We start from the raw sequence: 24,387 nt of genomic DNA, 5'->3' as shown, positions 1-24,387 counted from the left end.
TAGTCCTACAGAGCGATCAAGTCGCACATCCCAATTGGCGGTCGAGTCGTCGCGGGGCTCCGGGCGGCCATGTTCTCTGAGCCATCCGATCGGCTCCTCCATGACAGCCATACCCAGAGCCCCTGGGCCCACCGATCTTACGAGTGACCAGTACGAACCCACGCCTGAAAGGTAGGACTCCATGATCACGTGGACCCGTGCCCGCACTGCACTCGACCGGCCACCTCGCCGCACACCGCTGCCTATTGCCGGTCGGTCTAGGGCCTGTTCTGAGTTCAGATCACGGTTTGGTGGTTCGCCGACGCCGGACGGTCTCGGCCCGGTAGAACGGCGGTGTGACGCGTGGTGATCTGAGCGATGCCGAATGGGAGTTGGTGGAGCCGCTCCTGCCGCTGGGCGAGCGTGGGCCGATCCCCGACCTGCGCCGACAGCTCGATGCGGTGATGTGGAGGTTTCGGACCGGGAGTCCATGGCGGGACGTCCCTGAGCGCTACGGATCCTGGTCGACCGTCTACGGCCGGTTCCAGATCTGGGCGACCACGGGGACCTTCCAGGCGCTGATGGAGGGGATGATCGCCGAGGCCGCAGCCCGTGGACAGGTCGATCTCAGCCTGGTCAGCGTGGACTCCACGGTCGCCCGCGCGCACCACCACGCGGCCGGGATGGTCGTCGACCCGGAGTTGCTGCAGGATCTGGAGAAGGCCGCCACGAAGGAAAAGGGGCTCCACAAAAGGGGCAAACCGATCCAGTAGTGGCGGCGCCCGGCCCGGCCGGCGAGACGGACGACGCGACTCGCGAGGAACGCCGTCGTGTCCGCCGTCGCCGCAAGGCCCGGCTCCGCGCGGCCGAGCTGGGACGCTCGCGCGGCGGGCTGACCACCAAGACCCACCTCGCGGCCGAACGCCAATGTCGGCCGCTGTCCTTCGTGCTCACGCCTGGGCAGGCCGCCGACAGCCCCCGCTTCATCCCGGTCATCGAGCGGATCAAGGTCCGCGTTCCGGTGGGCCGGCCCCGCACCCGCCCGGACGCGATCGCTGGCGACAAGGCGTACTCCTCCCGCGCCAACCGCGCCTACCTGCGCCGACGCCGGATCAAGGCCGTCATCCCGGAGAAGGTCGACCAGGCCGCCAACCGCAGGAAGAAGGGCTCGCGCGGCGGCCGTCCCGTCACGCACGACGCCGACCTCTACAAGGACCGCAACACCGTCGAGCGCTGTATCAACAAGATCAAGGAGTGGCGCGGTCTGGCCACCCGCTATGACAAGACCCCCGACAGCTACCTCGCCGGACTCCACCTACGCGGCGCCGTCATCTGGCTCCGCAGCCTACGGCCCGCCACATGATCTGAACTCAGAACAGGCCCTAAGCAGAAACAAGTGAACGGAACGCCGGCGTGCCGTGGATCTCGTCGCCCGTGAGTCCGGGAACGGCGTGAATTCGGAATGGCGGAACCTGTCAACGTGATCAAGGCAGGTGATCGTGCCTAACTTTGGGTCTGCAACTCCTTCTCGTCGGTCTCGTCGTCGGCGGGCCTGTTGATCCAGGCATGCTCGGGTATGGCCGGTGGTTCGGGGTGCTTGCGGACGAACCGCTCGGGGTGCTGGTTGTAGGCGTCGGTGAGGACCTTGGCCCGGAGTTCGCGGACGAGGTCGGCTTCGCCGTGGTGGACGTCGTAGGGAGTGTGATAGCCGATGCCGCTGTGCCGGTGGTCGAGGTGGTACCAGTCGAAGAACTCAGCGCACCACTGACGGGCGTGGGGCAGGGAAAGGAACCGGTCCGGGTAGTTGGGCCGATACTTGATCGTCTTGTACTGGGCCTCCGAGTAAGGGTTGTCGTTGGAGACCTTCGGCCTGGAGTGCGACTTCGTGACACCCAGGTCGGCCATCAGGACCGCGACGGACTTGGCGGTCTGGATCGCTCCCCGGTCCGAATGGATCGTCAACTCACCCCTGTCAACGCCCTGTTTGCCGACGGTGTCCTCGATGAAGTGCCTCGCGAGGTCCTCGCTCTCGCACGTGGTGACCATCCAGCCCACCGTGTAGCGGGAGTAGATGTCGATCATCGTGTAGAGGAAATAGAAGACCCGCTTGTCCGGACCTCGCAGCTTGGTCACGTCCCACGACCACACCCGGTTCGGCGCGCAGGCCATCAACTCGGGTTTCTTGCGCGGCGGGTGAGTGGCCTGCCGACGCCGCTCACGGACCTCGCCGCGCTCACGAAGGATCCGGTACATCGTCGACTCCGAGCACAGGTACACGCCCTCGTCCAGCAGCGTTGCGTAGACCTCGGCCGGTGCCGTGTCCTTGAACCGCTCGCCGTTGAGCTTGGCCACCACCGTCTCCCGCTCGGCGGGCGACAGCGCCTTCGGATGCGGCCGGCGCTCGCGCGCGGGCCTCGGCAGAGGCGGTGATTTGCGATGATGGCGATACCAGGTCGCCCGGTTGACGCCCAGCGCCGCGCAGGCCCGCACCCGCCCGACCACGCCGGACAGCTTCTCCAGGGCAGACGTGCGAGCGTCCTCGAAAACCGTTCCGGCCGTCCCTGTCAGACGGCGCCCGGCCATGGCTACTTCGTCTCGCCGTTGTCCGTCGCGCTGCCCGTGGCGAGCTGGTCCAGCAGCGCGGAGAGTTTTCCCTGCACCTCGATCACGGTGCGGGCGTTGCCCAACTCCTTCTCCAGTCGGGCAACTTCATTCCTGAGCTTGGCGATCTCCTTGTCGCGGGGGTCGGCCTTCGGCCTGCCCGCCGGTGCGGCCAGTGCCGTCGCGGCCCCGGTGTCGCGCTGCGACTTCCACGCCGCGATCAGCGACGAGTACAGGCCCTCCCGGCGCAACAGCGCGCCCTTGCCCTGCTTGTCCAGCCGCTCGTACTCGGCCAGGATCCTCTGCTTGTACGCCGCCGAGAACCGGCGGTTCGTCGAACGTGGTTCCACCTGCGGATTCGGGACCCCGTGGTCGTCGGTGCTGGCCACCTGGGACTACTCCTTCTCCGCCCTCGACTCAATGAATCATCCAGTATGCCTGACTTGTCTCACTTTGCCAGAGAGGGTGGTTCGCTGCCAATTGACCCATGCGGTCAAAGGATTCCGGCGTCGCGAACACCCGCCTACGTTGGGTGTCGCTCGCCCGCACCACCGGGCCACGCGGCCCGGTCGCGGTCTCATGCACCAAGGGGGAACCATGCGTATTCGCACCACTGTCGCGGCGCTCGCCACCGCTGCCGCGCTCGCCGCACCGCTGCTGGCCACCAGTGCCCAGGCAGCCACGCCCGCCGGCGTCACGGGCCGACTGACGCTCGGTCAGAATGCCGCGCACCGATCCGGGGCAGCCACCGGCACCTACGTCCGGATCAACAGCCTCTACCGGGTCACGCCCGGCCAGTGCCTGGACGCGGACGCCACCAACGGGGGCAACGGCACCAAGGTGCAGGCCTGGGGTTGCAATGGCTCCACCCAGCAGGAGTGGATCTCCTGGGACAACTACAGCATCGAGAGCGTGCGCTTCCCGGGGATGTGTCTGGACGCGGACACCAACGGCGGCGGCGCCAACGGCACCCGGCTCCAGCTGTGGCAGTGCAACGGCAGCACCCAGCAGCAGTGGTTCATGCGCTCTGGCGACCTGGCGATCTACAACGAGCGGTTCAACAACAACCTGAACACCGTGGTGGACCGCGACGCTAACGTGCCCGGCAACGGTGCCCAGGCACAGCTGTGGCAGAAGAACTTCCAGTCCCAGCAGTGGTGGCAGATCAACAACGCCTGATCTTCGGGGATGGCCCGTGTGCCGGCCGGGCGCCCGGCCGGCACACGGGCCATCCCGCGGCCGGGCAACTGTCCCGGCCCGTTCGGGGGTCCCGGTAGTACTCGCCGAAAAAACAACGAAGTAGGCGCTGACCTGGCCATTTGGCGTGGAATTGGTTGGCTGTGCGGCAATCGCCTAGTTCAGGGGCTCGGTTCACATCCTGGTGGCCTCGTCGTGTTCGCGCAGCATCCGCATGACGGTGGCAGCTGACGGGTGTTGGCCCTTCTTCTTGCCAGTGGTGATGACGAGCCGGGAAGCGATGTCGCGCAGGCTCATCTGCTGCTCGCGCAGGTGGAGGGCCATGGACAGCATGGCCTCGTCGGTGACATGCGCGCCGCCGATGGTCTTGCCGCGCCGGCGGGCGGATTCGTGGCCTTCGAGGGTGCGGTCGCGGATGTACTCGCGTTCCATGCCGGACAGCGCGGCCAGTACGGTGAACACCACCCCGGATGGGTCGTGCGAGCCCTTCAGCTCCCCGGTGAGGAACTCCAGGCCGACATTGCGGGCCTTGAGGTCCTCGGCGAGCGCGGCGAGTTCGATGCCGCGGCCGAGCCGCTTGTGCTCGTGGACGACGAGGGTGACGTGCACACCGGAGGCGCGCAGTTCGCCGGCGAGGGCGACGGCCGCGTCCAGTTCGGGCCGCTTGGTGGAGCGCGTGGAGATCTTCTCCGCGAAGATCCGGGTCGCCCCGGCCTCGGCTAGGGAGTCGAGCTGCGAGTCCAGGGACTGCCGCGCGGTCGATGCACGGGCGTATCCGAGGCGGACGTGCCCGGTTGGCTCGGCGCCCGCGTTCACCGGCCGCGGCAGCTCCACCCATGCCGAGCCTGGCCTGCGTACGGCCGGGGTGGGCACGTTGAGTGCCTTGGCCAGCGAGGGCACGAGCCTGAAGCGGGCGGTGTGGTACTGGACGGCCACCTTGCCGCTGCCGGTACGGCACGGCGAGCCGGCCGGGGCGCCACAGGTGGACATCGGGCAGTCGTGTGATTCCACGCGCTTGAAGTCGTCGCTCACGCCCCCGACTGCTTCATGTGTATGTTTCAGTCGTCCAGTCGTTTGCAACGACTCATGAAACATGAAAAGCCCTGGCTGGCCACGGCCGTGACGGTGTTTCACAGGCGACCACCTCTGAAACATCCGCCATCACGCCGCAGACGGGGAGGCCAGAGGGTGATCCTGAAAGGCCGGGAGCCTCCGTGTGTGGCGGCTTTCGTGGCGGGTGCCCGTTGACGAGGCGCCGGGGCAGTGGTGTTCACGTTGTCTCGGGTGGGTCGGTGGGGAGGGAGCGGTGGAGGAGGGTGTGACGGAGGTAGGCGAGGAGGGTGGCGGTGGCGAGGAAGGCGAGGACGACGCCGGTGTTGCGCAGGAAGTAGTAGGAGATCACCTGCACCCAGAGGCCGGGCGGGGGGAGCAGGTAGTACGAGGCCGGGGGGAGCACGGCCGTCCAGGGGAGGACTGCCAGAGCGATGCCCGTGGCGCGCAGGCGGTCGGGCCGCCGGGCGCCGAGGTGGAGGAGCATGGCGAGGCTCATGACGGCGGCGGGCCAGGCCACGGTTACGTCGAGCAGGTCCACTTCGGTGCTCGAGAAGGGAGCGGTGGCGGGGCTGAGATCCGGCCGGAACCAAAAGATGGCTAGCACGCTCATCGGGACCGCGAGGGCGAGGGCAGTGAGCACGGTCTCGCCCCGACCGTGTGGGGAGATGTCGACGGCGTCGGCCGGGGCGATCAGCAGTACCGTGCCGGGCACGATCCCGAACGGCAGCAGCAGGTCGTAGGGGAGGACGTCGGCGAGCGGGTCATCGGGGGTGGCGAACGCCAGCATGGCGCCTATCCGTCCGAGGATTCCCAGCAGGACCAGCAGTCGGGCCGGTGTCCACCGGCCCAGGGAGGCCAAGATCAGGGCGAGGATCCAGGGGCCGGTCTGTGCCACGACCAGGGAGGTCCAGGTGCCGGGGTGCCACACCTGTTGTACGTGCTTGAGGGGGTCGGGCAGGAAGAGTCCGACCAGCAGCTGGAGCACGCTCAGGCCTGCCCCGCCCGCGAGGATGAACGGTGCGGCGCCGGCCGTGATCCGGCCGGCGGGGTCGGAGGAGCTGAGCCGGGTGCGCAGCCGCCCTGCGTGGGCGGCGAGCGCGGCCCACTCACGCAGGGCCGTACGTGGCCCTGAGTCCTGGACGGTCTCGGCGAAGACGGCGGCGATCTCCTCGCCGTACGCGGCACGGTACTTGGCCGGGTAGAGGCCGAGCAGCGGGAGCCTCGCTGCAAGGGAGCGCCGCGCGGGCGGTAAAAGGGTCTCGGGTGTGGTCATGGGCGGGGCGGTCATGCCGTGCCTCCGTTCGGCTGGGGCCGGCCGAGGGCGAGGCGGCGTTCGGCCTCGGCCACCCCGGCGCGCAGGTGCTGCGCTTCCGCGGTGAGGACGTCGCGTCCCTGGTCGGTCAGGGCGAAGTAGCGGCGCAGTTTTCCGGCGACGACCTCCTCGTGGTCGACCTGGATGAGTTCCTGTTGGAGGAGGCGGTCCAGGGCGGTGTAGAGGGTGCCGGTGAGCAGTTTGGTGCGGCCGCCGGAGATGGCCAGGACTTCCTGGAGGATCGCGTAGCCGTGTCTGGGGGCGTCGGCCAGGGCGGTGAGCACGAGCCGGGTCGGCTCCTGTAGGTGACGGGCTGCCATAAGCCAATCTTACATTGACCATTGAGATACGTCGATGGGTTAGCTACGCTCCTGGCATGCCGCTCACACCGGGCTTTCAACGGTGTGTCACCAGAACGGTCGGCATAGTTGGTCGCATCCCGCCGGGCCCCATCCCGCCGGGCTGTTCCAGCTATTGGCATGCGCATGCCCATTGAGTGGCCACTGATGGACCGTCAGGGGCCGTGTCAGCACGCACTCCCTCCCAGGAACCAAGGAGAAGATCATGCACTCTGCCACCAAGACCGCGCTTCGCGCCCTGGCCGCCCTGGCCTTCACAGCCTCGGTCGTCTCTGTGGCGCCGGCCGCCATGGCGGCGCCCGCGGACTCCATCGGAACCAACCAGATCCGCACCTTCGCGGGCAAGTGCCTGGACGTCTGGGGCGCCGGCGTCAACGACGGGGCCGGCATCGACCAGTGGACCTGCACGGGCGCCGTCAACCAGCAGTTCACGATCGTGCCGGCCAACAACAACCAGGTCCAGATCCGCACCTTCGCGGGCAAGTGCCTGGACGTCTGGGGCGCCGGCGTCAACGACGGGGCCGGCATCGACCAGTACACCTGCACGGGCGCCCCCAACCAGCAGTTCACGATCGTGCCGGCCAACAACAACCAGGTCCAGATCCACACCTTCGCGGGCAAGTGCCTGGACGTCTGGGACGCCGGCGTCAACGACGGGGCCGGCATCGACCAGTGGACCTGCACAGGCGCCCCCAACCAGCAGTTCACGATCGCCTGACACCGATCCCACGCCCCTCGTTGACGGTACCCCGAGGACTGGCCATCGCTGAGCGGGCGAGCCCACGGTACGCGTCCCGGGGCCGGTCGCTGCTACAGCCCGGCTCCGGGTTCGTCGGTGGCCACCGTCCGCAGCGGGCGGTGGCCCTCCTCGTCGAGCTGGGCGAGTTCGCGTTCGTAGTCGACGGTGATTGAGCCGTAGTAGTTCACCGCCGAGCTGCGGGCCGGGGAGATGTGCGCCAGCACCTCGGCGTCCACCTCCCGGCCAGCACCGCGCAGCTCGCCCACCGCCAGGCCCATGTACTCGGTGTGCCAGCTGGTCACGGCGTTCGTCACGACGGTCAGGCACCACGCCTGCTCGTTCTGCTGATCGGGCTGGCGCCGGGTGACCTTGCCCTCGCGGGCGTAATGAAGCTGGCGGCGCAGGGAGTGGAGGGACTCGCCCTTGTTGAGCTGTCGGGCGATCTTGCGCCGGTATGCCTCGTCCGACAGGTACTTCGCTGCGTAGACCGTGCGACGAATGGCCCCGTACTCCTTGAGGGCCGCGGCGAGCGCGTTCTGCCGGGAGGATGCGGACAGCTTGCCGACGACCAGGGAGGCGGTGGCGTGCCCGTACTTGAGCGAGCCCGCGAGCCGCAGCAGGTCGTCCCAGTGGGCGGCGACCAGGTCGAGATTGGCCCGTCGCCGCGCTTGAGAACCCCTTCCAGGTCGCCAAGAGCTGCATCCAGCTCGTCCATCACGAGCGCCAGGGCCTCGGAGGCGTCCGGGCTCTTGCCGACCAGGCGGCAGAACTCGGCGCGGTGCAGCTGCCACTGGGCGGGCACGAACAGCGTCGGCGCCGTGTCGGGGACGTTGCGGGCGCCGGTCGCGTTCAGCTCCCGCAGGATGCCGACGGCCTCGATCAGCGGCTTCGCCTCGGTACCGCCGGCGAGCCGCACCGCTTCGAGGACCTTGGGCGCGAACTGGCGGATGTAGGTGTAGGAGCCCTCCAGCAGCCGCAGGTGCCCGTGATCGCGCGACAGGCGCGCGGTGGCCCCGGCGTACGCGGTCCGCAGCCGGGACATGCCGATCTTGCCGCGCAGCAGCGTCCCGACCGCCTCGTCCGGGATCCCCGCGTCCGCGAGCACCGGCAGGATCTCCTCCAGCAGCGCGAGCCGGTCCTCCGACAACTTGGCGCGCTCGGCGAGCTCGTCGCGCAGCTTGATCCTCGCCCGCGACTCCGATCCCGACAGCGTCTGGTCGAACAGCTGCACCACGGAGTCCAGGACGTCGACCGCGGACTGCGCCAGCAGCGTCAGAAGGATCGGATGGCGCCGGTTCGGCTCCCTGCGCACCAGCGCTTGGGCCGTCAGACGGCGGCCGATCTGGGCCAGGTAGCGGCGGCGCTCGGCGGGCAGCGCGGCCAGCGGAGCCGCAGTCACTTCATCCGGGACGAACCCCAGCCACGGCAACGTGCACAGCTGTACGGCGGCACCCAGGACCGTCTGCGGACGCAGGAACTTCCGCAGGAACGCCTCATCGGCCGGCGTGAGGGTGAAGAAGCGGATCAGCTCGTCCTCGCCGATCGGCGGGAACGACCGCAGAGCCTCAAGTTCCTCATCGGAGAACACCTTCGTGGTCGAAGGCCGGCCGCCCGACTTCGGCGACTACGGCGTCACCCACCCCGACCCGCCGGCCCGCGGCCGCATGCGGGCCGCACCGGCCAACCTGCGCTACACCAGCGGACGCCACTGGCACGTCGTGCCAGCCGTCGGCATGGCAGGTGTCGACGCGCTGCGGTTGTGCCGCCAACTCACCCGAGCCGACGTCTGGCGCAGCACTCGCACCGGTCTGTCCTGGGGCGACGAGGAAATCCGCATCCGAGCCATCGGCTGGTGAACAGTGCCGGCGGCCCAAGCCGGCGCCGTGCCTGGGAGACCTCCCACCACCTCGCCGCGGTCACCGGATCCATCGCCGAGCGGGGCAGACCCTGACGGCGCCGCTCACAGTCATGCTGATGTTCCCGAGAGCACACACCGCATCCGCGCACACCGGGGCTCCTCGCAGACCGGGTCAGCTGTCCGGATGGGAGGCTGCCCAGCCGTGTTCGAGCAGCGCGAAGGCCTCGTCGGCGGCGCGGCGCGGTTCGGTGTGCCGCACGATGAGGCTGCGGGCCTCAAGGGCGAAACGAGCCAGGGCGGCGCAGCTGACGTCGTCCTCGGGGGCGCCGACAGCCTCGGCGATGGCCCTCGTCAGGGCCGCTTCGTGGCGCGTCCACATGCGGTGGGCGTAGTCGCGCAGCGCGGGGGTCTCCTGCACCAGGCGCGTGAAGTCGGCGAACCGCGGGTCCGTGGCGTGGACGGCGAACTGGGTCTGCTTCAGCAGGATGTGCTCGCGCAACGCCTGCGGGATCGACTGGCCCGGGGTGCGCTCGCGCACGGCGGCGACGAGTGCCGCTTCCAGGTCGTCGTCCTGGTCGAAGACCAGGGCTTCCTTGCCGGAGAAGTGCTTGAACAGGGTGGTCACCGAGACGTCGGCGGAGTCGGCGACGTCCTTGACGCCCACCTGCTCGTAGCCGCGCTCGAGGAAGAGCTCAAGTGCGGCGTCGGCCAGGGACTGGCGGGTCTGGGCCTTCTTGCGCTCGCGGCGCCCGGGCGGTTCGGTCACTCGCCCACCATACCCTGAAGTGCATCCGATGCGAAAGTTTAGTCATTGCGCTTATTTAGCGAGTGTGCTTTTGTGGTGATGCCGGCCTCCCGGCGGCTCATCCACATCCACCACTCGAGGGACACCCCCATGAACTCTGCTCGTGATCCCCGCATCGCGATTGTCGGCGCCGGCCTCGGCGGCCTCACCTGCGCCCGAGTCCTGCAGCAGCACGGCCGCACCGTCACCGTCTTCGAACGCGAGGCCTCCGCCGACGCCCGCCCGCAGGGCGGCACCCTCGATCTGCACGCCGACACCGGTCAGGCCGCCCTGCGGGCGGCGGGGCTCCTCGACCGATTCCACGCCCTCGCCCGCCCCGAAGGAGAGGAGTGGCGCGTGCTCGACTTCGCCACCGCCGCCCTCCTGGCGCAGCAGGGGCCTTCCGCCGCCGGCGGCCGGCCGGAGATCGACCGAGGCCAACTGCGGGGCCTGCTCCTGGACTCGCTGACCGAGGGCACGGTGCAGTGGGACCGCGCCGTCAGCGGGGTCACCCCGTTGGCGGACGGCACCTGCCGGCTGCTCTTGGGTGACGGCACCGCCGAGGAATTCGACCTGGTGGTCGGCGCCGACGGCGCCTGGTCACGCGTCCGCCCGGCCCTGTCGCACGCCGCACCCCGCTACAGCGGCGTCACCTTCGTCGAGGCCGGATTCGACCACTGCGACACCCGCCATCCCGACCTCGCGCGGCTGGTCGGCAACGGATCGATGCTGGTGAAGGGCGTCGGCAGGTCCCTGGTCGCCCAGCGCAACAGCAACGGCCACATCCGCGCCTACATCGCGCTTCGCGAACCGCAGGACTGGCACGTGGCCGCCGGTGTCGACCTCGGCGACCAACAGGCCGTGCGGACGCACCTGCTGAGGATGTTCGACGACTGGGACGAGAGCCTGCGCTACCTCCTCAGCAACAGCGACAGCGAGTTCATCAACCGGTCCCTGTTCGTCCTGCCCGCCCCGCACACCTGGGAGCACGTTCCCGGCGTCACGCTGGTCGGCGATGCCGCGCACCTGATGCCCCCGGTCGGGCTGGGCGCCAATCTCGCCATGCTCGACGGCTCCGACCTCGCCCACGCCCTCGTCGCCGAATCCACCGTCGACGACGCCGTCCGCGCCTACGAGAGCCTCATGCTGCCGCGCTCGATCGAGGCCGCGACGGGCAGTGCGCAGGGACTCGACCACCTCGTTCCCGCGACGGCCTCCTGAGCCGGTGTGCGGTTGGTTTCCCGTCCCCGGCCAGCTCTGACTGGACCGGGGACGTGGTGGGTGGCGGAGTTGTCGTCGATGCTGACGGCCGTGAGGGGGCGGTGCATCGGCGGCCGTCAGGGCTCGCGGGGGGCGGGCCCGAGCGAGCGGAACGTACTGGCGTGGAAGACGAGGGGCTCGACGGCCGGGTCGGCGTGCAACTCGTGGACGCGGAGCACGAGGATGTCGTGGTCCCCGGCGCGGACCTCCTGGTCGACCGAGCACTCGAACCAGGCGCCGGCGCCGTCCAGCAGCACGGCGCCGTCCGGTGTCGCCCGCCACGCGACGCCGGTGAACCGTTCGTCGCCGGGACCGGCGAGCCGTCGGCAGAGCGCCCCGTGCTCCGCCCCGAGCACGCTGATGCCCAGACGCTCGGCGCGACGAAGGACCGGCCAGGTCCCCGAGGTGTGCGCCATGCACATCGAGACCAGCGGCGGTGTGAGGGACACCGCCGCGAACGAGCTGGCGGCCATCCCGACCGGGCGTCCGTTGACGAGGGCGGCGAGCGCCGTGACGCCGGTGGGGAACGCGCCGTACACCGCGCGCAGGGATGTCGTGTCGTGCACGAGCGCGGTCATCTCGGGACCTCCGCCGGGGTCGCCGAGGGCAGCAGCCGCGCCGCGTTCCGGCGGTCGGCTTCGATCGCCGGCGGCCCGGACTCCCGCAGCGGCGGGAGAAGCAGGGTCTGCAGGAAGAGTCTTCGGTTCGGGGCGGAGACGCCCCGGAGCGCGGACATGGACGTGTGGTTCCTTCCGGACGGACGCGAACGAGGAACGAGGGACGGGGGACGGGGTCGACCGCAGGACGCGCGAGGCTGCTACACGCCACACGCCACACGGCGGACGCGGAGAAATGCGGCGGCGGAATGCCGGTCAGCAGGCGCGACAGCCCAGCCCGGCGAAGTGGTGCGCGCGGAAGGCGTTCACAGGGAGCCGCTGTGCGGCTGCCCGGATCGTGGCCTTGTGCTGCGCGTCCATGGCTGCAGCCTGCCGCCCGGGCGACCACGCGGACCATGGTTTGTGACGGCGCGGAAGAAACTCGACCTGGTGGCGCCTCACCTGGTGTTGCCAGCCGTGCGCAGTCCCGCCCGGTACTCGACGCGTCGTCACCCTCACCGTCGCGCACGTCGATCCGGGCGCCCCGCGGCTGCTCCAGGAGTGGGACGGGCATCGCTGGGTGCCGGTGGCGCTCACCGACGAGCCGCCCACCCCCCCGTGGTGACCGGCTCCGGCCGGCACCGCCGGTCCTGACCCGCCGGTCCTGACCCGGGCCACCAGGGTCGGACCGCCTCGCCCAGTGGGGACCGGCACACCGCCGGTGTGCGGCCAGCAGTGCTCCAGTCACACTCCGGGCGCAGGACATCAAGACATCAGGGCACCACAGTCACCGGCCAGCGCCCGGCGCGCACCAGCCGCACCGCCAGCGAGCCCACCAGCCGGTGCCCCAGGTGCTCGGAGGCACCGACCACCAGGGCGTCCGCCCGCACCTCCTCGGCGAACCTGGTGATCTCGGTGTACGGGTCGCCGGTGCGGGTGGTCAGGGTGAGCTCCACCCCGCGCTGCCGCGCCAGATCGACCAGCCGACGCAGATCCCCGGCGGTCGCCTCCGTACCCGCCCGCGCCGCCGCGGCGCCTGCTGCGCTGACGCTGGCCAGCGCGCCGACCGCGCCGACGCTCTCGACGTAGATCGCCAGCAGCCGACTGCCCTGGCGCCGGGCCAACCCACCCGCGTAGGCGGCGGCACGCAGCGAGGTCAGCGATCCATCGATAGCGGCCACGATGGTCGCCGGGCCGTCCGTACCGAGTTCGAAAGGGTTCTCAGAAGCCGACATGAGCCCCATTCTCCCGCTCCCGCGGCGGGTTCACCACGCGGTCCGCAGCACGCGGTCCGCACCACGCGGTCCAGACCCGCGCGCGGCCGCACTCCGAGCACTCAGGCCCGGCCCGCCAGTCCCAGCTCAGCAGCCTGGAGCCAGGCTGCCCCCGCGGAGTGGACGTGCAGCTCGACCACGACCTCCTCGCCCTCCCAGCGGCCGCGGTCCGAGATCGCAAGGCCGATCAGTGCCAGATCACCGGCCTGGCCCCGCAGCGCGGACTGCTCACGGGTCTCCTCACCGAGGTCACCGTCCGGATCGTCGCGCTCCCAAGCGGCCACCGCGGCCTCGGCCACGGCCTTGGGCAGTCGCACCGTGACACGGCCGACCTGGGCGTCGACATGCGCCCCGATCGCTGCCAGTACCTTCGACTCTTCCCGATACAGGACGTACCGCCCTTGATCCACCATGGGGCGAGGCTACTCGGACTGCTGGACCTGTTCGACTGGATTAGCCCGGCGAACCTGCGCGGTCAGAGCACCCGCGGTCAGAGCACCCGTGGTCAGAGCACCAGAGCCGTCGCAGTCCGGACGAGGTCGGCGACGGCTCTGGAGCGGCTGTGCGGTGGCCAGGCGATCACGGTGGTGACTGTCGGCGCGTCCAGCACGGGGACGGCGGCGAGGTCGGCATGCAGTTGGGCTCGGCACGACTCCGGTGAGACCGCGCAGGCACGGCCGAGTGCGACGAGCTGCAACAACTGTGCGTGGTCGCGGACTTGCGGGCCCGGGCCGGGCGGGTAGTTGCCGTCGGGGCAGGGCCAGCGGGGCAGCGGCAGGCCCGGCAGCCCGGTGATATCGGCCATCTGCACATGGGCCCGGGCGGTGAGCGGATGTCCGGCGGGCAGGACCACGACCTGGCCCTCCGTGCTGAGCTCTTCGGTGTGGAACCCGGCCGTCGAGTCGAACGGTCGGTGCAGCAGCGCCACGTCGGCCCGGCCCTCGCGCAGGAGCCGCTCCTGCTCGGCCGGGCCGCACAGGAGGACTTCGACGGGGACCGCGCCGGGTTCGGCGGCGTACGCGGCGAGGAGTTTCGCCAGCAGTTCCCTGGACGCGCTGGCCTTCGTGACCAGGGCCAGGCCGGGACGGCCGGTCGCGGAGAGGGCGGCGCGGCGGGTGCGACGCTCGGCGGCGTCCACCGCGTCGAGGGCGGCCCGGCCCTCGACCAGCAGCACCGAACCGGCCTCGGTCAGCGTGACGGTGCGACTGGTCCGATCCAGCAGCGCTGCTCCGAGTCGGCGTTCGAGCTGCTGGATGGCCCGTGACAAGGGCGGCTGCGCGATCCCGAGCCGCTGCGCGGCGCGCCCGAAGTGCAGCTCTTCAGCGACGGCGACGAAATATCGCAGCTCCCGGGTCTCCATGCCGCCACGCTACCCCTGATCAAGGATCAATACCCGGACGGTATCGTTGCCCACCACATCGGTGTTGGACCCCCGCCGGGGTCCGAGCGCAGCATGGTCCCCATGAGCACGAGCATGAGCAAGAACATGAGCGAACGAACGACTGCGCTGGTCACCGGCGCGAACAAGGGAATCGGCTACGAAATCGCCGCGGGCCTGGGCGCCCTCGGCTGGAGGGTCGGCGTCGGCGCCCGCGACGACCAGCGCCGCAAGGCCGCCGTGGAGAGGCTGCGCGCGGCCGGCGTCGACGCGTTCGGCGTACCCCTGGACGTCACCGACGACGCGAGCGCGACCGCCGCCGCACGGCTGATCGAGGACCAGGCCGGGCGCCTCGACGTGCTCGTCAACAACGCCGCCATCACCGGGGGCATGCCGCAGGAGCCCACCCGGGTCGATCCCGCCACCATCCGGACGGTCGTGGAGACCAACGTGATCGGCGTCATCCGCGTCACCAACGCGATGCTGCCGCTGCTGCGCCGCTCTGCCTCGCCACGGATCGTCAACATGTCCAGCGGTGTCGGCTCCCTCACCCGGCAGTCGGGAGCCGCTGTTGAGCAGACGGCAGGTCCGGTGGCCGCGGCGTACTCGCCGTCGAAGACCTTCCTGAACGCCGTCACCCTGCAGTACGTCCGGGAGTTGAGGGGCACGAACATCCTGATCAACCTCGGCTGTCCCGGCTATGTCGCGACCGACCTCAACGGCTTCCGCGGCGTACGCACCCCCGAACAGGGTGCGGCGATCGCCATCAAGCTGGCGACCCTGCCCGACGACGGCCCGACCGGCCAGTTCTTCGAGGACGCGGGCATGGTGCCCTGGTGATGTGAACGGCGGCTCCCGCCCGCCGGCTCTGCTGAGTTCACTGCGACTTCACCGTCCAACTGCTCACGCCTCCTGTTGCGTTCGGTTCGGTTGTGGCAGCCTGTGGCTCGCACGCCGGGGGGCACCGCAGTGCTCCCCGATCGGCGATCTACGCGCGTCCGGTGGCGGGCGCGCGATCGCGTCCAGAGAGGGAGCAGGATGCGCAAGAGCAAGGTGCTGGCACTGTCGCTGGCGGCCGGGCTTGGACTGGGAATGGTCTCGGCCGGCGCCTCGTCGGCCGAACCGTCCCACCACAAGCCGTCGCAGACGACATGTCAGATCTCGGCGGACGGCCGCAAGGTCCAGCACGTGATCTACCTTCAGTTCGACAACGTGCACTTCACCCGGGACAACCCGAACGTCCCCTCCGACCTTGAGCAGATGCCGCACCTGCTCAACTTCCTGGAGAGCAACGGGACGCTCGACGACAACCACCACACCCCGCTGATCGCGCACACGGCCGACGACATCCTGACGTCGCTGACCGGCCTGTACGGCGACCGGCAGGGCCAGGCGGTCGCGAACTCGTACCGGTACTACAACCCGGACGGCACCACCAACTCGGCCAGCAGCTTCGCGTACTGGACCGACGGCGTGGCCGACTCCTCGGTACCGACCCCGTCCGACTCGTCGCCGACCATGGTCGGCGCGGACGGCAAGATCGCTCCGGCGCCGTGGGCCGCCTACACGAAGGCGGGCTGCGACTTCGGTTCGGTCGCCGCGGCGAACACCGTGCTGGAGAACACCACGGTCGACGTCAACAAGGTGTTCGGCGCGAACTCGGCGCAGGCGGCCGAGGCGAAGGCCGACCCGGCGAAGGCGGCGGCCGACTACGAGGGCCTGGGCATCCACTGCGCGCAGAACTCCAAGCTCTGCGCGAAGAGCACCACCAGCCCCGACCTGCTGCCGGACGAGCCGGGCGGCTACAACAACTTCCAGGCGCTGTACGGCGCCAAGAGCGTCGACCCGGCGATCAGCGCGGACGGCGTGGTGCGCAGCACCGCCGGCACGCCGATCACCGACTCGAAGGGCAACCCGGGTTTCCCCGGCTTCGACGGCATGACCGCTGACAACTCGCTCGGCTACGTCGCGCAGATGCAGGAGTCCGGCGTCCCGGTCACCTACGCGTACCTGTCCGACGCACACGACCAGCACGGCGCGGGCTACGGCGCGATGGGCCCCGGCGACGCCAACTACACGGCGCAGCTGAAGTCCTACGACAACGCGTTCGGCACCTTCTTCAACCGTCTGCAGAACGACGGCATCAACAAGAACAACACGCTCTTCGTCGTCACCTCGGATGAGAACGACCACTTCGTCGGCGGCGCGCCGAGCCCGGCGAACTGCGACGGGGTCACCATCCCCTGCACGTACCAGCAGATCGGCGAGATCAACGCGAACGCCAAGGGCCTGCTGGCCACCCAGCAGGGGGTGACCACCCCGTTCGCGGTGCATGCGGACTCCGCGCCGAACTTCTACCTGAACGGCCGGCCGGCCCCGACCGACCCGACGGTGCGCTCGTTCGAGCAGGCCTGGTCCAAGGTGACCGCGGTCAACCCGATCACCGGGAACACCGATACGGTCTCCAAGTACCTGGCCGACCAGGCGGAGCAGAAGATCCTGCACATGCAGACCGGTGACCCGCTGCGGACGCCGACCTTCACCTCCTTCGCCGACCCGAACTACTTCGTCTACTCCGGTGGCAGCAGCTGCTCGCCGACCTGCGTGGCGCTCGGCCCGGCCTACGCCTGGAACCACGGCGACTTCTCGCCCGACATCAACACCACCTGGCTCGGCCTGGTCGGCCCCGGCGTGCGCCACCTGGGCGTGACCAACGCGGTGTGGTCCGACCACACCGACATCCGGCCCACCATGCTGTCGCTGCTCGGCCTGTCCGACCCGTACGTCCACGACGGCCGGGTGCTGACCGAGTTCGCCGACCGCCAGGACCTGTCGCACTCGCTCAAGGACCACACGTACGACTACCAGCAGCTCTCGGTGGCGTACAAGCAGCTGGACGCGGGTGTCGGCGCCTTCGCCGCCGCCACGCTGAAGGCCTCGACCGCGAACGTGGTCTCCCACAGCCCCGGCGACCAGCAGTACCTGACCGGTACCGCGAAGCTGACCTCGCTCGGCGCCCAGCGGGACCAGCTGGCCGGCCAGATCGCGCAGATCCTGGACCAGGCGGCCTTCGGCCACCAGAACATCCGCCACGACCAGGCGGACGACCTGATCAGCCAGGCCCGCAAGCTGATCCAGCAGGCCCAGGCGCTCAGCTCCTGACCCTGACCCTGGTTCTGACCCTGACCTCCTGCGCCTGATGCCGCGAACCTCCGCCCCCGGGAACCGTTTTGGGTTCCGGGGGCGGAGGTTCGCGGCGACCCGGTGTCCGGCCGAGAGCCAGGCCGACCTGTCCAAGAACCGTCGAACCTTCCGGCAACGGGGGACGAACGCGAGACGAAAACCCTCGGTTCTTGAGAAATCTACGCGCATCTACTTGCTCGGCGTCCGTTTCGCCGCGACCATACGGACCGTAGTCATCTGACCGTGCCACGTCATGTACGGAGGGGTTCGATGAGAAAGTGGAAGAAGAGATCGGCGAGTGTGGCTCTGCTCGCCGTCGTCACGTTGGCGGGGGCCTCGTTGGCCACCGCCGAGGGGGCCGCCGCCAAGCGCCCCACAACCGGTGTCGGCTCGTGCACGCTGAAGGGGTGGAACCCGGCGACGAGCCCGGCGAACGCCAAGAACCTGCCGGTCGGTCAGCGTCCGCAGACCTACAAGCCGGACGACTTCGACTGCTCCGGCGCGGTGTTCGCCGCGCCCGGCGTGGAGTTCGCCAAGTTCCCGCAGCCGAAGAACCTCAAGATCACCAACAAGACCGTCATGCAGAAGGTCGGTGACAAGCAGACGGTCGTGGGGAAGCCCGCCACGGCGGTGAACCCGCTGGCGCCGTACTTCCCGCCGTTCCAGCACTTCGTGGTCATCTACCGGGAGAACCACACCTTCGACGACTACCTCGGCGACTGCGCGACCACGATCAGCCCCAGCTGCAACGGCCAGGTGCAGAGCACCAACCACATCAGCTCCGTGCCGGCCCTGCACCAGCTGGCCAAGACCTACTCGCTGTCCGACTCGTACAGCACCGGCGTTCAGCCGCCGTCCGGCCCCAACCACTGGTTCCTGTTCTCGGGGCAGTCCTCGTCCAGCAGCCAGCAGCAGTCGTACCCCTCGAACGGCACCCAGTTCGACCGCTTCCTGCAGAGCTCCCAGGGTCCCACGGACGAGGGCACCAACGCCTGCACGGCTCCGTCCGGCACCAGCAGTGGCACCAGCCCGTACACGTTCATCATGAACGGTGACATCTACTGGATGCTCAACAGCGGCAGCGGCTACTGGAAGAACCCGGCCGATGGCAAGGTCGAAGTCCTGCCGCCCAACCGCCCGGGCACGAACATACCCGAAGAGCTGCACACCAACGAGTACACCTGCCAGAACCAGAGCATTCCCGACAGCACGGTCGCCAACGACTACCTCAACTTCATCAACACCAACGGGATGCCGGCCTACAACTACGTCGAGCTGTTCAACGACCACCCCGGCACCTACCAGGACATCTCCGGTAACGACACCGCGACGAACAACATCGTCAACTCGATCATGAGCAACCCGACCTACAAGAACAACACCCTGATCGTCGTCACCGAGGACGACACCCAGAACGGCAACAACGGCCCGGACCACGTCAGCAACACCTACCGCGTGCCGCTGCTCGTCATCGGGTCGCCGACCTACGTCAAGCAGGGCTACGTCTCGCACGTGGCGTACACCACGGGCAACGTGCTCGCGGCGATGGAGCGCACGATGGAGAACGTGCACTCCGGCGTCATCGACCCGAACGACAACCTCGGCTCGTCCACGTTCCCGATGACGACCGCGGACCAGGCCGCGCTCGGCGACCCGCTCGAGGACTTCTGGGTCCAGGGCTCGACCCCGCTGTCCGCGAGCGCCAAGGGGTCACCGAGCACCGGCAACGCGCCGCTGACGGAGACCTTCACCGGCTCGGCCACCGGCGGTACGGCCCCGTACACGTACAGCTGGAACTTCGGTGACGGGACCTCCAGCACGACCCAGAACCCGAGCCACACCTACAGCACCGCGGGTACCTTCACCGCGACGCTGACCGTCACCGACAGCGCCTCGCCGGCCAACACCGCGACGTCACAGGTGACGACCACGGTCAGCGCCGTCGGCAACCCGCTGGCGGCCACCGCCTCGGCCACGCCGACCTCCGGTCAGGTGCCGCTGAGCGTCGGCTTCACCGGCACCGGCACCGGTGGCACCCCGGCGTACAGCTACAGCTGGAACTTCGGTGACGGGGCCTCCAGCACGACCCAGAACCCGAGCCACACCTACAGCACCGCGGGTACCTACACCGCGACGCTGACCGTCACCGACAGCGCCTCGCCGGCGAACTCCGCATCCTCGACGGTGACCATCACCGCCTCGCCGATCGCCGCGACGGTACCGGGCGCGCCCACCGGCCTGACGGCGACACCCGGCACCGGGCAGGCCGCGCTGAGCTGGACGCCGCCGGCCAACACCGGCGGAGAGAACGTCACCTCGTACAAGGTGTACCGCGGCACCGCCAGCGGCGGCGAGACGCTGCTGACCGGCGGCGGCTGCAGCGGCCTGGGCGCGGTGACCTCGTGCACGGACACGGGGCTGACCGCCGGTCAGGCCTACTACTACACCGTCACCGCGGTGAACGGTGTGGGCGAGGGGGCGGCGAGCAACGAGGCGACGGCCACCCCCACCGGCACGGGCTGCCAGGCGCAGCAGCTGCTCGGCAACGCGGGCTTCGAGAACGGCAGCTCCAACCCCGCTCCGTGGACGGTCACTTCGACGCACAGCCCGGTCCAAGTGATCAACAGCAGCACCCTCGAACCGCCGCGCAGCGGCACCTATGACGCCTGGCTCGACGGCTGGGGCAAGACCACCACCGACACCCTGGCCCAGACCGTCACCCTGCCCAGCGGCTGCACCAACTACAACTTCAGCTTCTGGCTGCACATCAACACGGCCGAGACCTCGAAGACCACCGCCTACGACACCCTCAAGGTGCAGGTGCTCAACAGCGCCGGCACCGTCCTGGGCACCTTGGCCACCTACTCCAACCTCAACCACAACACCGGATACGCGCAGCACACCTTCAGCCTCGGCGCGTACGCCGGCCAGCAGGTGACGTTGAAGTTCACCGGCGCCGAGGACAACCAGTACCAGACCTCGTTCGTCCTCGACGACACCGCGATGAACGTCAGCTGAGTCTGACCAGTCGGACGAGTCAGACGAGTCGGACGAGTTCGCCGAGTCCGATGCGGATCAGCTGATCGCGGCTGATCCGCATCGCGACAGGGGCGCCGGGTGGTGCACTGCGGTGCACCACCCGGCGCCGCGTTCGCGGGCCGGGGCGGATGCCCTCGAGGTTGCGCGTCATGCACCAGGCTCAGCTTCTTCAGGATCGGGTTCTTCAGGATCAGCTGAGTGCCAGCTGAGGGATGGATGAACGGATGGACACACCCGTCGCGGTTCGAGGCCGCGGCATCACCAAAGTCTTCGGTGATGTCGTCGCCCTCGACCATATCGATGTGAGCATGACGCAGGGTCAGATCCACGGCCTGGTCGGCCCGAACGGGGCCGGCAAGACCACGCTCCTCGGCCTGCTGCTGGGCCTGGCCGTCGCCGACGAAGGGAGTCTGGAGATCCTCGGCACTCCGCTGGGACGCGCGCCTGCCGCGCCTGACGGTGTCTCCGGGTTCGTCGACGGGCCCGGCCTCTACCCCACGCTCACCGCGAAGCAGAACCTTGCAACGCTCCTCGCGCTGCGCCCTGACGACGCGCCCGCCACGGGTGTCGAGGAGGCATTGGAGCAGGTCGGGCTCACCGACGCCGCCGACGCCAAGGTCCGCGGCTTCTCCCTGGGCATGCGCCAGCGGTTGGGGCTGGCCGCGGCGCTGCTGACCAAGCCACGGCTGCTGGTGCTCGACGAGCCGTCCAACGGCCTGGACCCGGTCGGCAAGAAGCACGTGCACGGTGTGCTCAGCCGGCTGGCCGCCGAAGGCGTCACGGTCGTGATGTCCAGCCATCGGATGGACGATCTGGAGGCGCTGTGTTCCGAAGTCACCATCCTGGCCACCGGGCGCGTGGTCTTCTCCGGACCGATATCAAAGCTCTCCGATGACAACCGCGAACTCGACTACCGGCTGCGCGCGTCGGATCCGTCCGCCGCTCGCGTGGTCGCGGCCGGAGCGCCCGGTATCCGCATCATCGACGGCGACGGCGACGACGCCCCGGTGCGACCGGACACCGACCTGATCGTCGTCCGCGCACGGGTGGCAGCCATGGACGCACTCGTGGCCCGACTGGTGCGCGACGACATCGCGGTGCGCGAGTTGGCGCCCGTCGTCTCACCGCTGGAAGCCGCGTTCCTCGCCCTGATCGAGCAGGAGGCCGACCGATGACCACGACCGTCGCCCCCGCCCCCGCCGCCGGGGCAGCCGGGGCCGGGACAGCGGGCACGCGCCCGGTCCCGGTGGCCCGCATCCTGCGCTTCGAGTTGATCAAGCAGTTCTCCGCCTGGCGGGTCCGCCTGCTGATCGGGCTGTGCTGGCTCGGTCCGGGCCTGATGGTCTTCGCGATCGACCAGCAGAGCACGCTGCCGTCGGACACCCTGTTCGGCCGGTGGATGCACGCCACCGGCTGGGCCGGGTCGCTGGTGGTGCTCGGCTTCGCCGGCACGTGGGCGCTGCCGCTGGTCACGTCCATGGTCGCCGGCGACGTGTTCGCCTCCGAGGACCGGCTGGGCACCTGGCGCCATCTGCTCATCGCGGTCCGCTCGCACCGGCGCATCTTCGTCGCCAAGGCGATCGCCAGCGTCACCGTGATCGGGCTGCTGGTGACCGGCCTGGCCGTCTCCAGCGTCTTCGGCGGACTGCTCGCGGAGGGGAACCAGCCGCTCGTCGGGCTGGACGGCCACCTGATATCCGGCGGGGACGCGGCCGTAAACGTCCTGCTGGCCTGGGTCAGCGTGCTGGCGCCGACACTCGCCCTGGCGGGCCTCGGGCTGCTCGGGTCCGTCGCCCTGGGCCGATCCCCGATGGGCCTGCTGCTGCCCATGCTCGCCGCCCTCGGGATGCAGGTGGCGCAGATGCTGCCGCTGCCGGTCCCGGTGCGCCTGGCCCTGCCGGGTTACGCCTTCATCTCCTGGAACGGCCTCTTCGCCGATCCCCGGCAACTCGGGCCCCTGCTGATCGGTGTCGGGGTCAGCCTGGTGTGGGCGGTCGTCGCGACGGCGCTGGCCTACCTGCTCTTCCGCCGCCGGGACTTCACCAATCTCAACAACGACGGCGCCGGACGCAGGGTGCTGACCCTGGGTGTCATCCCGCTGGCCGGCGTGCTGGCCGCGACGGTCGCGGTTTTCGCGGTGACGACCGGGGCGAGCGGTTCCGGCATCGACCAGGCCAAGGTGCAGCAGTCGGTGGCCACGGCGTTCGCCCACCTCTACCGGTTCCAGCAGGCGCAGATGCGCCAGCCACCGGTCACCGAAGCGCAGTTGCAGACCTCGGCGGCCTGCGACAAGAGCGAAGGACTCGGCGCCCAGGAGGGATCGGGCAACGACTGGCGCTGCACGGTCACCTGGAACGTCCCCGGTTACAACGCCTCCGCCCAGGCCATCTACCAGCTCGATGTCTCCGCGAACGGGCGGTACACCGCCGACGGGGACGGCCCGGTGGAGGTGAACGGCTACTTCCTGATCGTCAGTGGGGGAAAGCCGGTGCCGAACCCGCTCTGGCAGTTCGACGGCAACGTCGACCTGCTCGCCAAGTGAACGCCGCGGGCGGGCGGCGGCATCCCTGAGAAGGAGGACCAGGTGCTGGACGGTCACCGGTTGGCCCGTGGCCCAGCCGGTGGCCGACCAGGTTACCGTCCAGCAGCAGACCTATGCTCGGTCCTATGCTCGGTACGGCAACCTGGACAGCCGTCGTCACGGACGTGACCCTGTGCCAGGTTCCGCACTCGAAAGGGTCCCGACCGTGCCTTCTGACGCTCCGCTGCCGACCGTCCTCGTGGTGACGCTCGGCGGGACCATCGCCATGACCTCCCCTGCGGGCGCCGGCGGGGGAGTGGTACCCCGGTTGACGGCGGCCGACCTGGTGGCGGCAGTGCCGGGGCTGGACCGATGGGCGCGAGTAGATGTGCTGGACTTCCGGCAGAAGCCCGGCGCCTCGCTCCTGATCGACGACATCGCGGAGCTGGCCCAGCTGCTCAACGAGCGCTCGGCCGACGGGATCGACGGCTTCGTCATCACCCAGGGCACCGACACCCTGGAGGAGACCGCGTTCCTCCTGGACCTGCTGTACACCGGCCAGGCTCCGGTCGTCGTCACCGGAGCCATGCGAAACCCGTCCCTCGCCGGGGCGGACGGGCCGGCCAACCTGCTGGCCGCCGTGCAGACCGCCGCAAGCCCCGACGCCGCCGGGCTCGGCTGCGTGGTCGTCTTCGCCGACACCGTGCACGCCGCCCACCTGGTCCGCAAGGTCCACAGCACCAGCATCGCCGCCTTCGCCTCCCCGAACGCCGGCCCCCTCGGCTACCTCGCCGAGGGACGCCTGCGCCTCCTGCTCACGAGCCTGCGCGGGGCGCTCCCCGTGGGCCTGCCGTTCACCAACGACGGGAAGGTAGCGCTGATTTCGGCGAGCCTCGGCGACGACGGCACGCTGCTCGAGAGCCTGGAAGGCCGGTTCGCGGGCGTGGTGGTGGCGGCCTTCGGCGCCGGCCACCTCCCGGCCGGCTGGGTCGAGCCGCTGGAGAGGCTCGCAGCCACCGTCCCGGTGATCCTCGCCTCCCGCACCGGCGCCGGCCCCGTCCTCACCGAGACCTACGCCTTCCCCGGCTCCGAGCAGGACCTCCTCAGTCGCGGACTGATCAGCGCCGGCCACCTGGACCCCCTCAAGGCCCGCCTGCTCCTGCTGGCCCACCTGCGCGCGGGCGCCGACCGCGCGGCCGTGGCCGCAGCGTTCCAGCAGTTCTGACCACGACCACCGAGCCCTGCGAACCGGAC

General features: G+C 69.7%; 23 protein-coding genes and 2 pseudogenes. 11 read left to right on the top strand and 14 right to left on the bottom strand.

Annotated elements, in window-relative coordinates; translation table 11 throughout:
* The first annotated feature begins 335 nt into the window (after positions 1-335).
* Positions 336-1,342 (top strand): annotated as a pseudogene (locus P3T34_RS01885) (IS5 family transposase).
* A 140-nt stretch (positions 1,343-1,482) separates the two neighbouring features.
* Here the strand turns inward: P3T34_RS01885 and P3T34_RS01880 are convergent.
* Positions 1,483-2,562, bottom strand: coding sequence for an IS3 family transposase (locus tag P3T34_RS01880; protein ID WP_280664185.1), 1,080 nt, complete (start codon positions 2,560-2,562; stop codon positions 1,483-1,485).
* 2 nt (positions 2,563-2,564) lie between these two features.
* Positions 2,565-2,969, bottom strand: coding sequence for a hypothetical protein (locus P3T34_RS01875; RefSeq protein ID WP_280664184.1), 405 nt, complete (start codon positions 2,967-2,969; stop codon positions 2,565-2,567).
* Positions 2,970-3,177: 208 nt separating this feature from the next.
* Here P3T34_RS01875 and P3T34_RS01870 point away from each other — a divergent pair, with 208 nt between their 5' ends.
* On the top strand, positions 3,178-3,759 hold the full coding sequence (locus P3T34_RS01870; protein WP_280664183.1) for a ricin-type beta-trefoil lectin domain protein: 582 nt from the start codon (positions 3,178-3,180) through the stop codon (positions 3,757-3,759).
* A 192-nt stretch (positions 3,760-3,951) separates the two neighbouring features.
* On the opposite strand, the gene P3T34_RS01865 is transcribed toward P3T34_RS01870, so the two are convergent.
* From P3T34_RS01865 to P3T34_RS01855, 3 genes are all read right to left on the bottom strand, one after another.
* On the bottom strand, positions 3,952-4,809 hold the full coding sequence (locus P3T34_RS01865; protein ID WP_280664182.1) for a recombinase family protein: 858 nt from the start codon (positions 4,807-4,809) through the stop codon (positions 3,952-3,954).
* 238 nt (positions 4,810-5,047) lie between these two features.
* On the bottom strand, positions 5,048-6,118 hold the full coding sequence (locus P3T34_RS01860; RefSeq protein WP_280664181.1) for a hypothetical protein: 1,071 nt from the start codon (positions 6,116-6,118) through the stop codon (positions 5,048-5,050).
* Complete coding sequence (locus tag P3T34_RS01855) at positions 6,115-6,462, bottom strand: PadR family transcriptional regulator (RefSeq protein ID WP_280664180.1); 348 nt, start codon at positions 6,460-6,462, stop codon at positions 6,115-6,117. The genes P3T34_RS01860 and P3T34_RS01855 overlap by 4 nt, the downstream gene beginning before the upstream one ends.
* A gap of 244 nt (positions 6,463-6,706) precedes the next feature.
* Here P3T34_RS01855 and P3T34_RS01850 point away from each other — a divergent pair, with 244 nt between their 5' ends.
* Positions 6,707-7,219: an RICIN domain-containing protein gene (locus tag P3T34_RS01850; RefSeq protein WP_280664179.1), complete on the top strand. Its 513-nt coding sequence runs from the start codon at positions 6,707-6,709 to the stop codon at positions 7,217-7,219.
* A gap of 92 nt (positions 7,220-7,311) precedes the next feature.
* Here P3T34_RS01850 and P3T34_RS01845 read toward each other — a convergent pair whose 3' ends face one another.
* Positions 7,312-8,031, bottom strand: coding sequence for a Tn3 family transposase (locus P3T34_RS01845; RefSeq protein WP_280671773.1), 720 nt, complete (start codon positions 8,029-8,031; stop codon positions 7,312-7,314).
* A gap of 593 nt (positions 8,032-8,624) precedes the next feature.
* Positions 8,625-8,828: pseudogene (locus P3T34_RS01840) on the bottom strand (DUF4158 domain-containing protein); the annotation flags it as partial.
* 4 nt (positions 8,829-8,832) lie between these two features.
* Between P3T34_RS01840 and P3T34_RS01835 the strand changes: the two are divergent.
* Positions 8,833-9,096, top strand: coding sequence for a hypothetical protein (locus P3T34_RS01835; protein WP_280664178.1), 264 nt, complete (start codon positions 8,833-8,835; stop codon positions 9,094-9,096).
* Between the two features lie 174 nt (positions 9,097-9,270).
* On the opposite strand, the gene P3T34_RS01830 is transcribed toward P3T34_RS01835, so the two are convergent.
* Positions 9,271-9,864, bottom strand: a complete 594-nt coding sequence (locus P3T34_RS01830) for a helix-turn-helix domain-containing protein (protein WP_280664177.1) — start codon at positions 9,862-9,864, stop codon at positions 9,271-9,273.
* A 129-nt stretch (positions 9,865-9,993) separates the two neighbouring features.
* Between P3T34_RS01830 and P3T34_RS01825 the strand changes: the two genes are divergently transcribed.
* A complete protein-coding gene (locus P3T34_RS01825) occupies positions 9,994-11,103 on the top strand; it encodes an NAD(P)/FAD-dependent oxidoreductase (RefSeq protein WP_280664176.1) in 1,110 nt (369 codons plus the stop codon).
* 116 nt (positions 11,104-11,219) lie between these two features.
* Here P3T34_RS01825 and P3T34_RS01820 read toward each other — a convergent pair whose 3' ends face one another.
* The 5 genes from P3T34_RS01820 to P3T34_RS01800 form a co-directional block, all read right to left on the bottom strand.
* On the bottom strand, positions 11,220-11,720 hold the full coding sequence (locus P3T34_RS01820; RefSeq protein WP_280664175.1) for a flavin reductase family protein: 501 nt from the start codon (positions 11,718-11,720) through the stop codon (positions 11,220-11,222).
* Positions 11,717-11,878, bottom strand: a complete 162-nt coding sequence (locus tag P3T34_RS01815; protein WP_280664174.1) for a hypothetical protein — start codon at positions 11,876-11,878, stop codon at positions 11,717-11,719. Before P3T34_RS01815 ends, P3T34_RS01820 begins: the two co-directional genes overlap by 4 nt.
* A gap of 633 nt (positions 11,879-12,511) precedes the next feature.
* Entirely contained in the window at positions 12,512-12,973 is a 462-nt protein-coding gene (locus P3T34_RS01810; protein WP_280664173.1) for a universal stress protein, read from the bottom strand.
* 101 nt (positions 12,974-13,074) lie between these two features.
* Positions 13,075-13,425: a hypothetical protein gene (locus P3T34_RS01805; RefSeq protein WP_280664172.1), complete on the bottom strand. Its 351-nt coding sequence runs from the start codon at positions 13,423-13,425 to the stop codon at positions 13,075-13,077.
* A gap of 92 nt (positions 13,426-13,517) precedes the next feature.
* Positions 13,518-14,372 carry a LysR family transcriptional regulator gene (locus P3T34_RS01800; protein WP_280664171.1) on the bottom strand — a complete coding sequence of 285 codons (855 nt, stop codon included), beginning with the start codon at positions 14,370-14,372 and terminating at the stop codon, positions 13,518-13,520.
* 126 nt (positions 14,373-14,498) lie between these two features.
* Between P3T34_RS01800 and P3T34_RS01795 the strand changes: the two genes are divergently transcribed.
* The 3 genes from P3T34_RS01795 (at position 14,499) to P3T34_RS01785 (ending at position 20,591) form a co-directional block, all read left to right on the top strand.
* Positions 14,499-15,230 carry an SDR family NAD(P)-dependent oxidoreductase gene (locus P3T34_RS01795; protein ID WP_280671772.1) on the top strand — a complete coding sequence of 244 codons (732 nt, stop codon included), beginning with the start codon at positions 14,499-14,501 and terminating at the stop codon, positions 15,228-15,230.
* A 198-nt stretch (positions 15,231-15,428) separates the two neighbouring features.
* A complete protein-coding gene (locus P3T34_RS01790) occupies positions 15,429-17,552 on the top strand; it encodes a hypothetical protein (RefSeq protein WP_280664170.1) in 2,124 nt (707 codons plus the stop codon).
* 291 nt (positions 17,553-17,843) lie between these two features.
* Positions 17,844-20,591, top strand: coding sequence for a PKD domain-containing protein (locus P3T34_RS01785; protein WP_348534607.1), 2,748 nt, complete (start codon positions 17,844-17,846; stop codon positions 20,589-20,591).
* 19 nt (positions 20,592-20,610) lie between these two features.
* Here P3T34_RS01785 and P3T34_RS01775 read toward each other — a convergent pair whose 3' ends face one another.
* The gene (locus tag P3T34_RS01775) at positions 20,611-20,763 is read right to left on the bottom strand and encodes a hypothetical protein (RefSeq protein WP_280664169.1); all 153 of its coding nucleotides are present in this window, start codon (positions 20,761-20,763) and stop codon (positions 20,611-20,613) included.
* 73 nt (positions 20,764-20,836) lie between these two features.
* Between P3T34_RS01775 and P3T34_RS01770 the strand changes: the two genes are divergently transcribed.
* The 3 genes from P3T34_RS01770 (at position 20,837) to P3T34_RS01760 (ending at position 24,358) form a co-directional block, all read left to right on the top strand.
* A complete protein-coding gene (locus P3T34_RS01770; RefSeq protein WP_280664168.1) occupies positions 20,837-21,787 on the top strand; it encodes an ABC transporter ATP-binding protein in 951 nt (316 codons plus the stop codon).
* Positions 21,784-23,154, top strand: a complete 1,371-nt coding sequence (locus P3T34_RS01765) for an ABC transporter permease (protein ID WP_280664167.1) — start codon at positions 21,784-21,786, stop codon at positions 23,152-23,154. Before P3T34_RS01770 ends, P3T34_RS01765 begins: the two co-directional genes overlap by 4 nt.
* 205 nt (positions 23,155-23,359) lie before the next feature.
* Positions 23,360-24,358: an asparaginase gene (locus P3T34_RS01760; protein ID WP_280664166.1), complete on the top strand. Its 999-nt coding sequence runs from the start codon at positions 23,360-23,362 to the stop codon at positions 24,356-24,358.
* The last annotated feature ends 29 nt before the right edge of the window (positions 24,359-24,387 follow it).

This window comes from Kitasatospora sp. MAP12-44, assembly GCF_029892095.1.
Classification (GTDB): domain Bacteria; phylum Actinomycetota; class Actinomycetes; order Streptomycetales; family Streptomycetaceae; genus Kitasatospora.
Note: the sequence above shows the minus strand (reverse complement) of the source record. Positions and strands in the feature narration are given on the sequence as shown.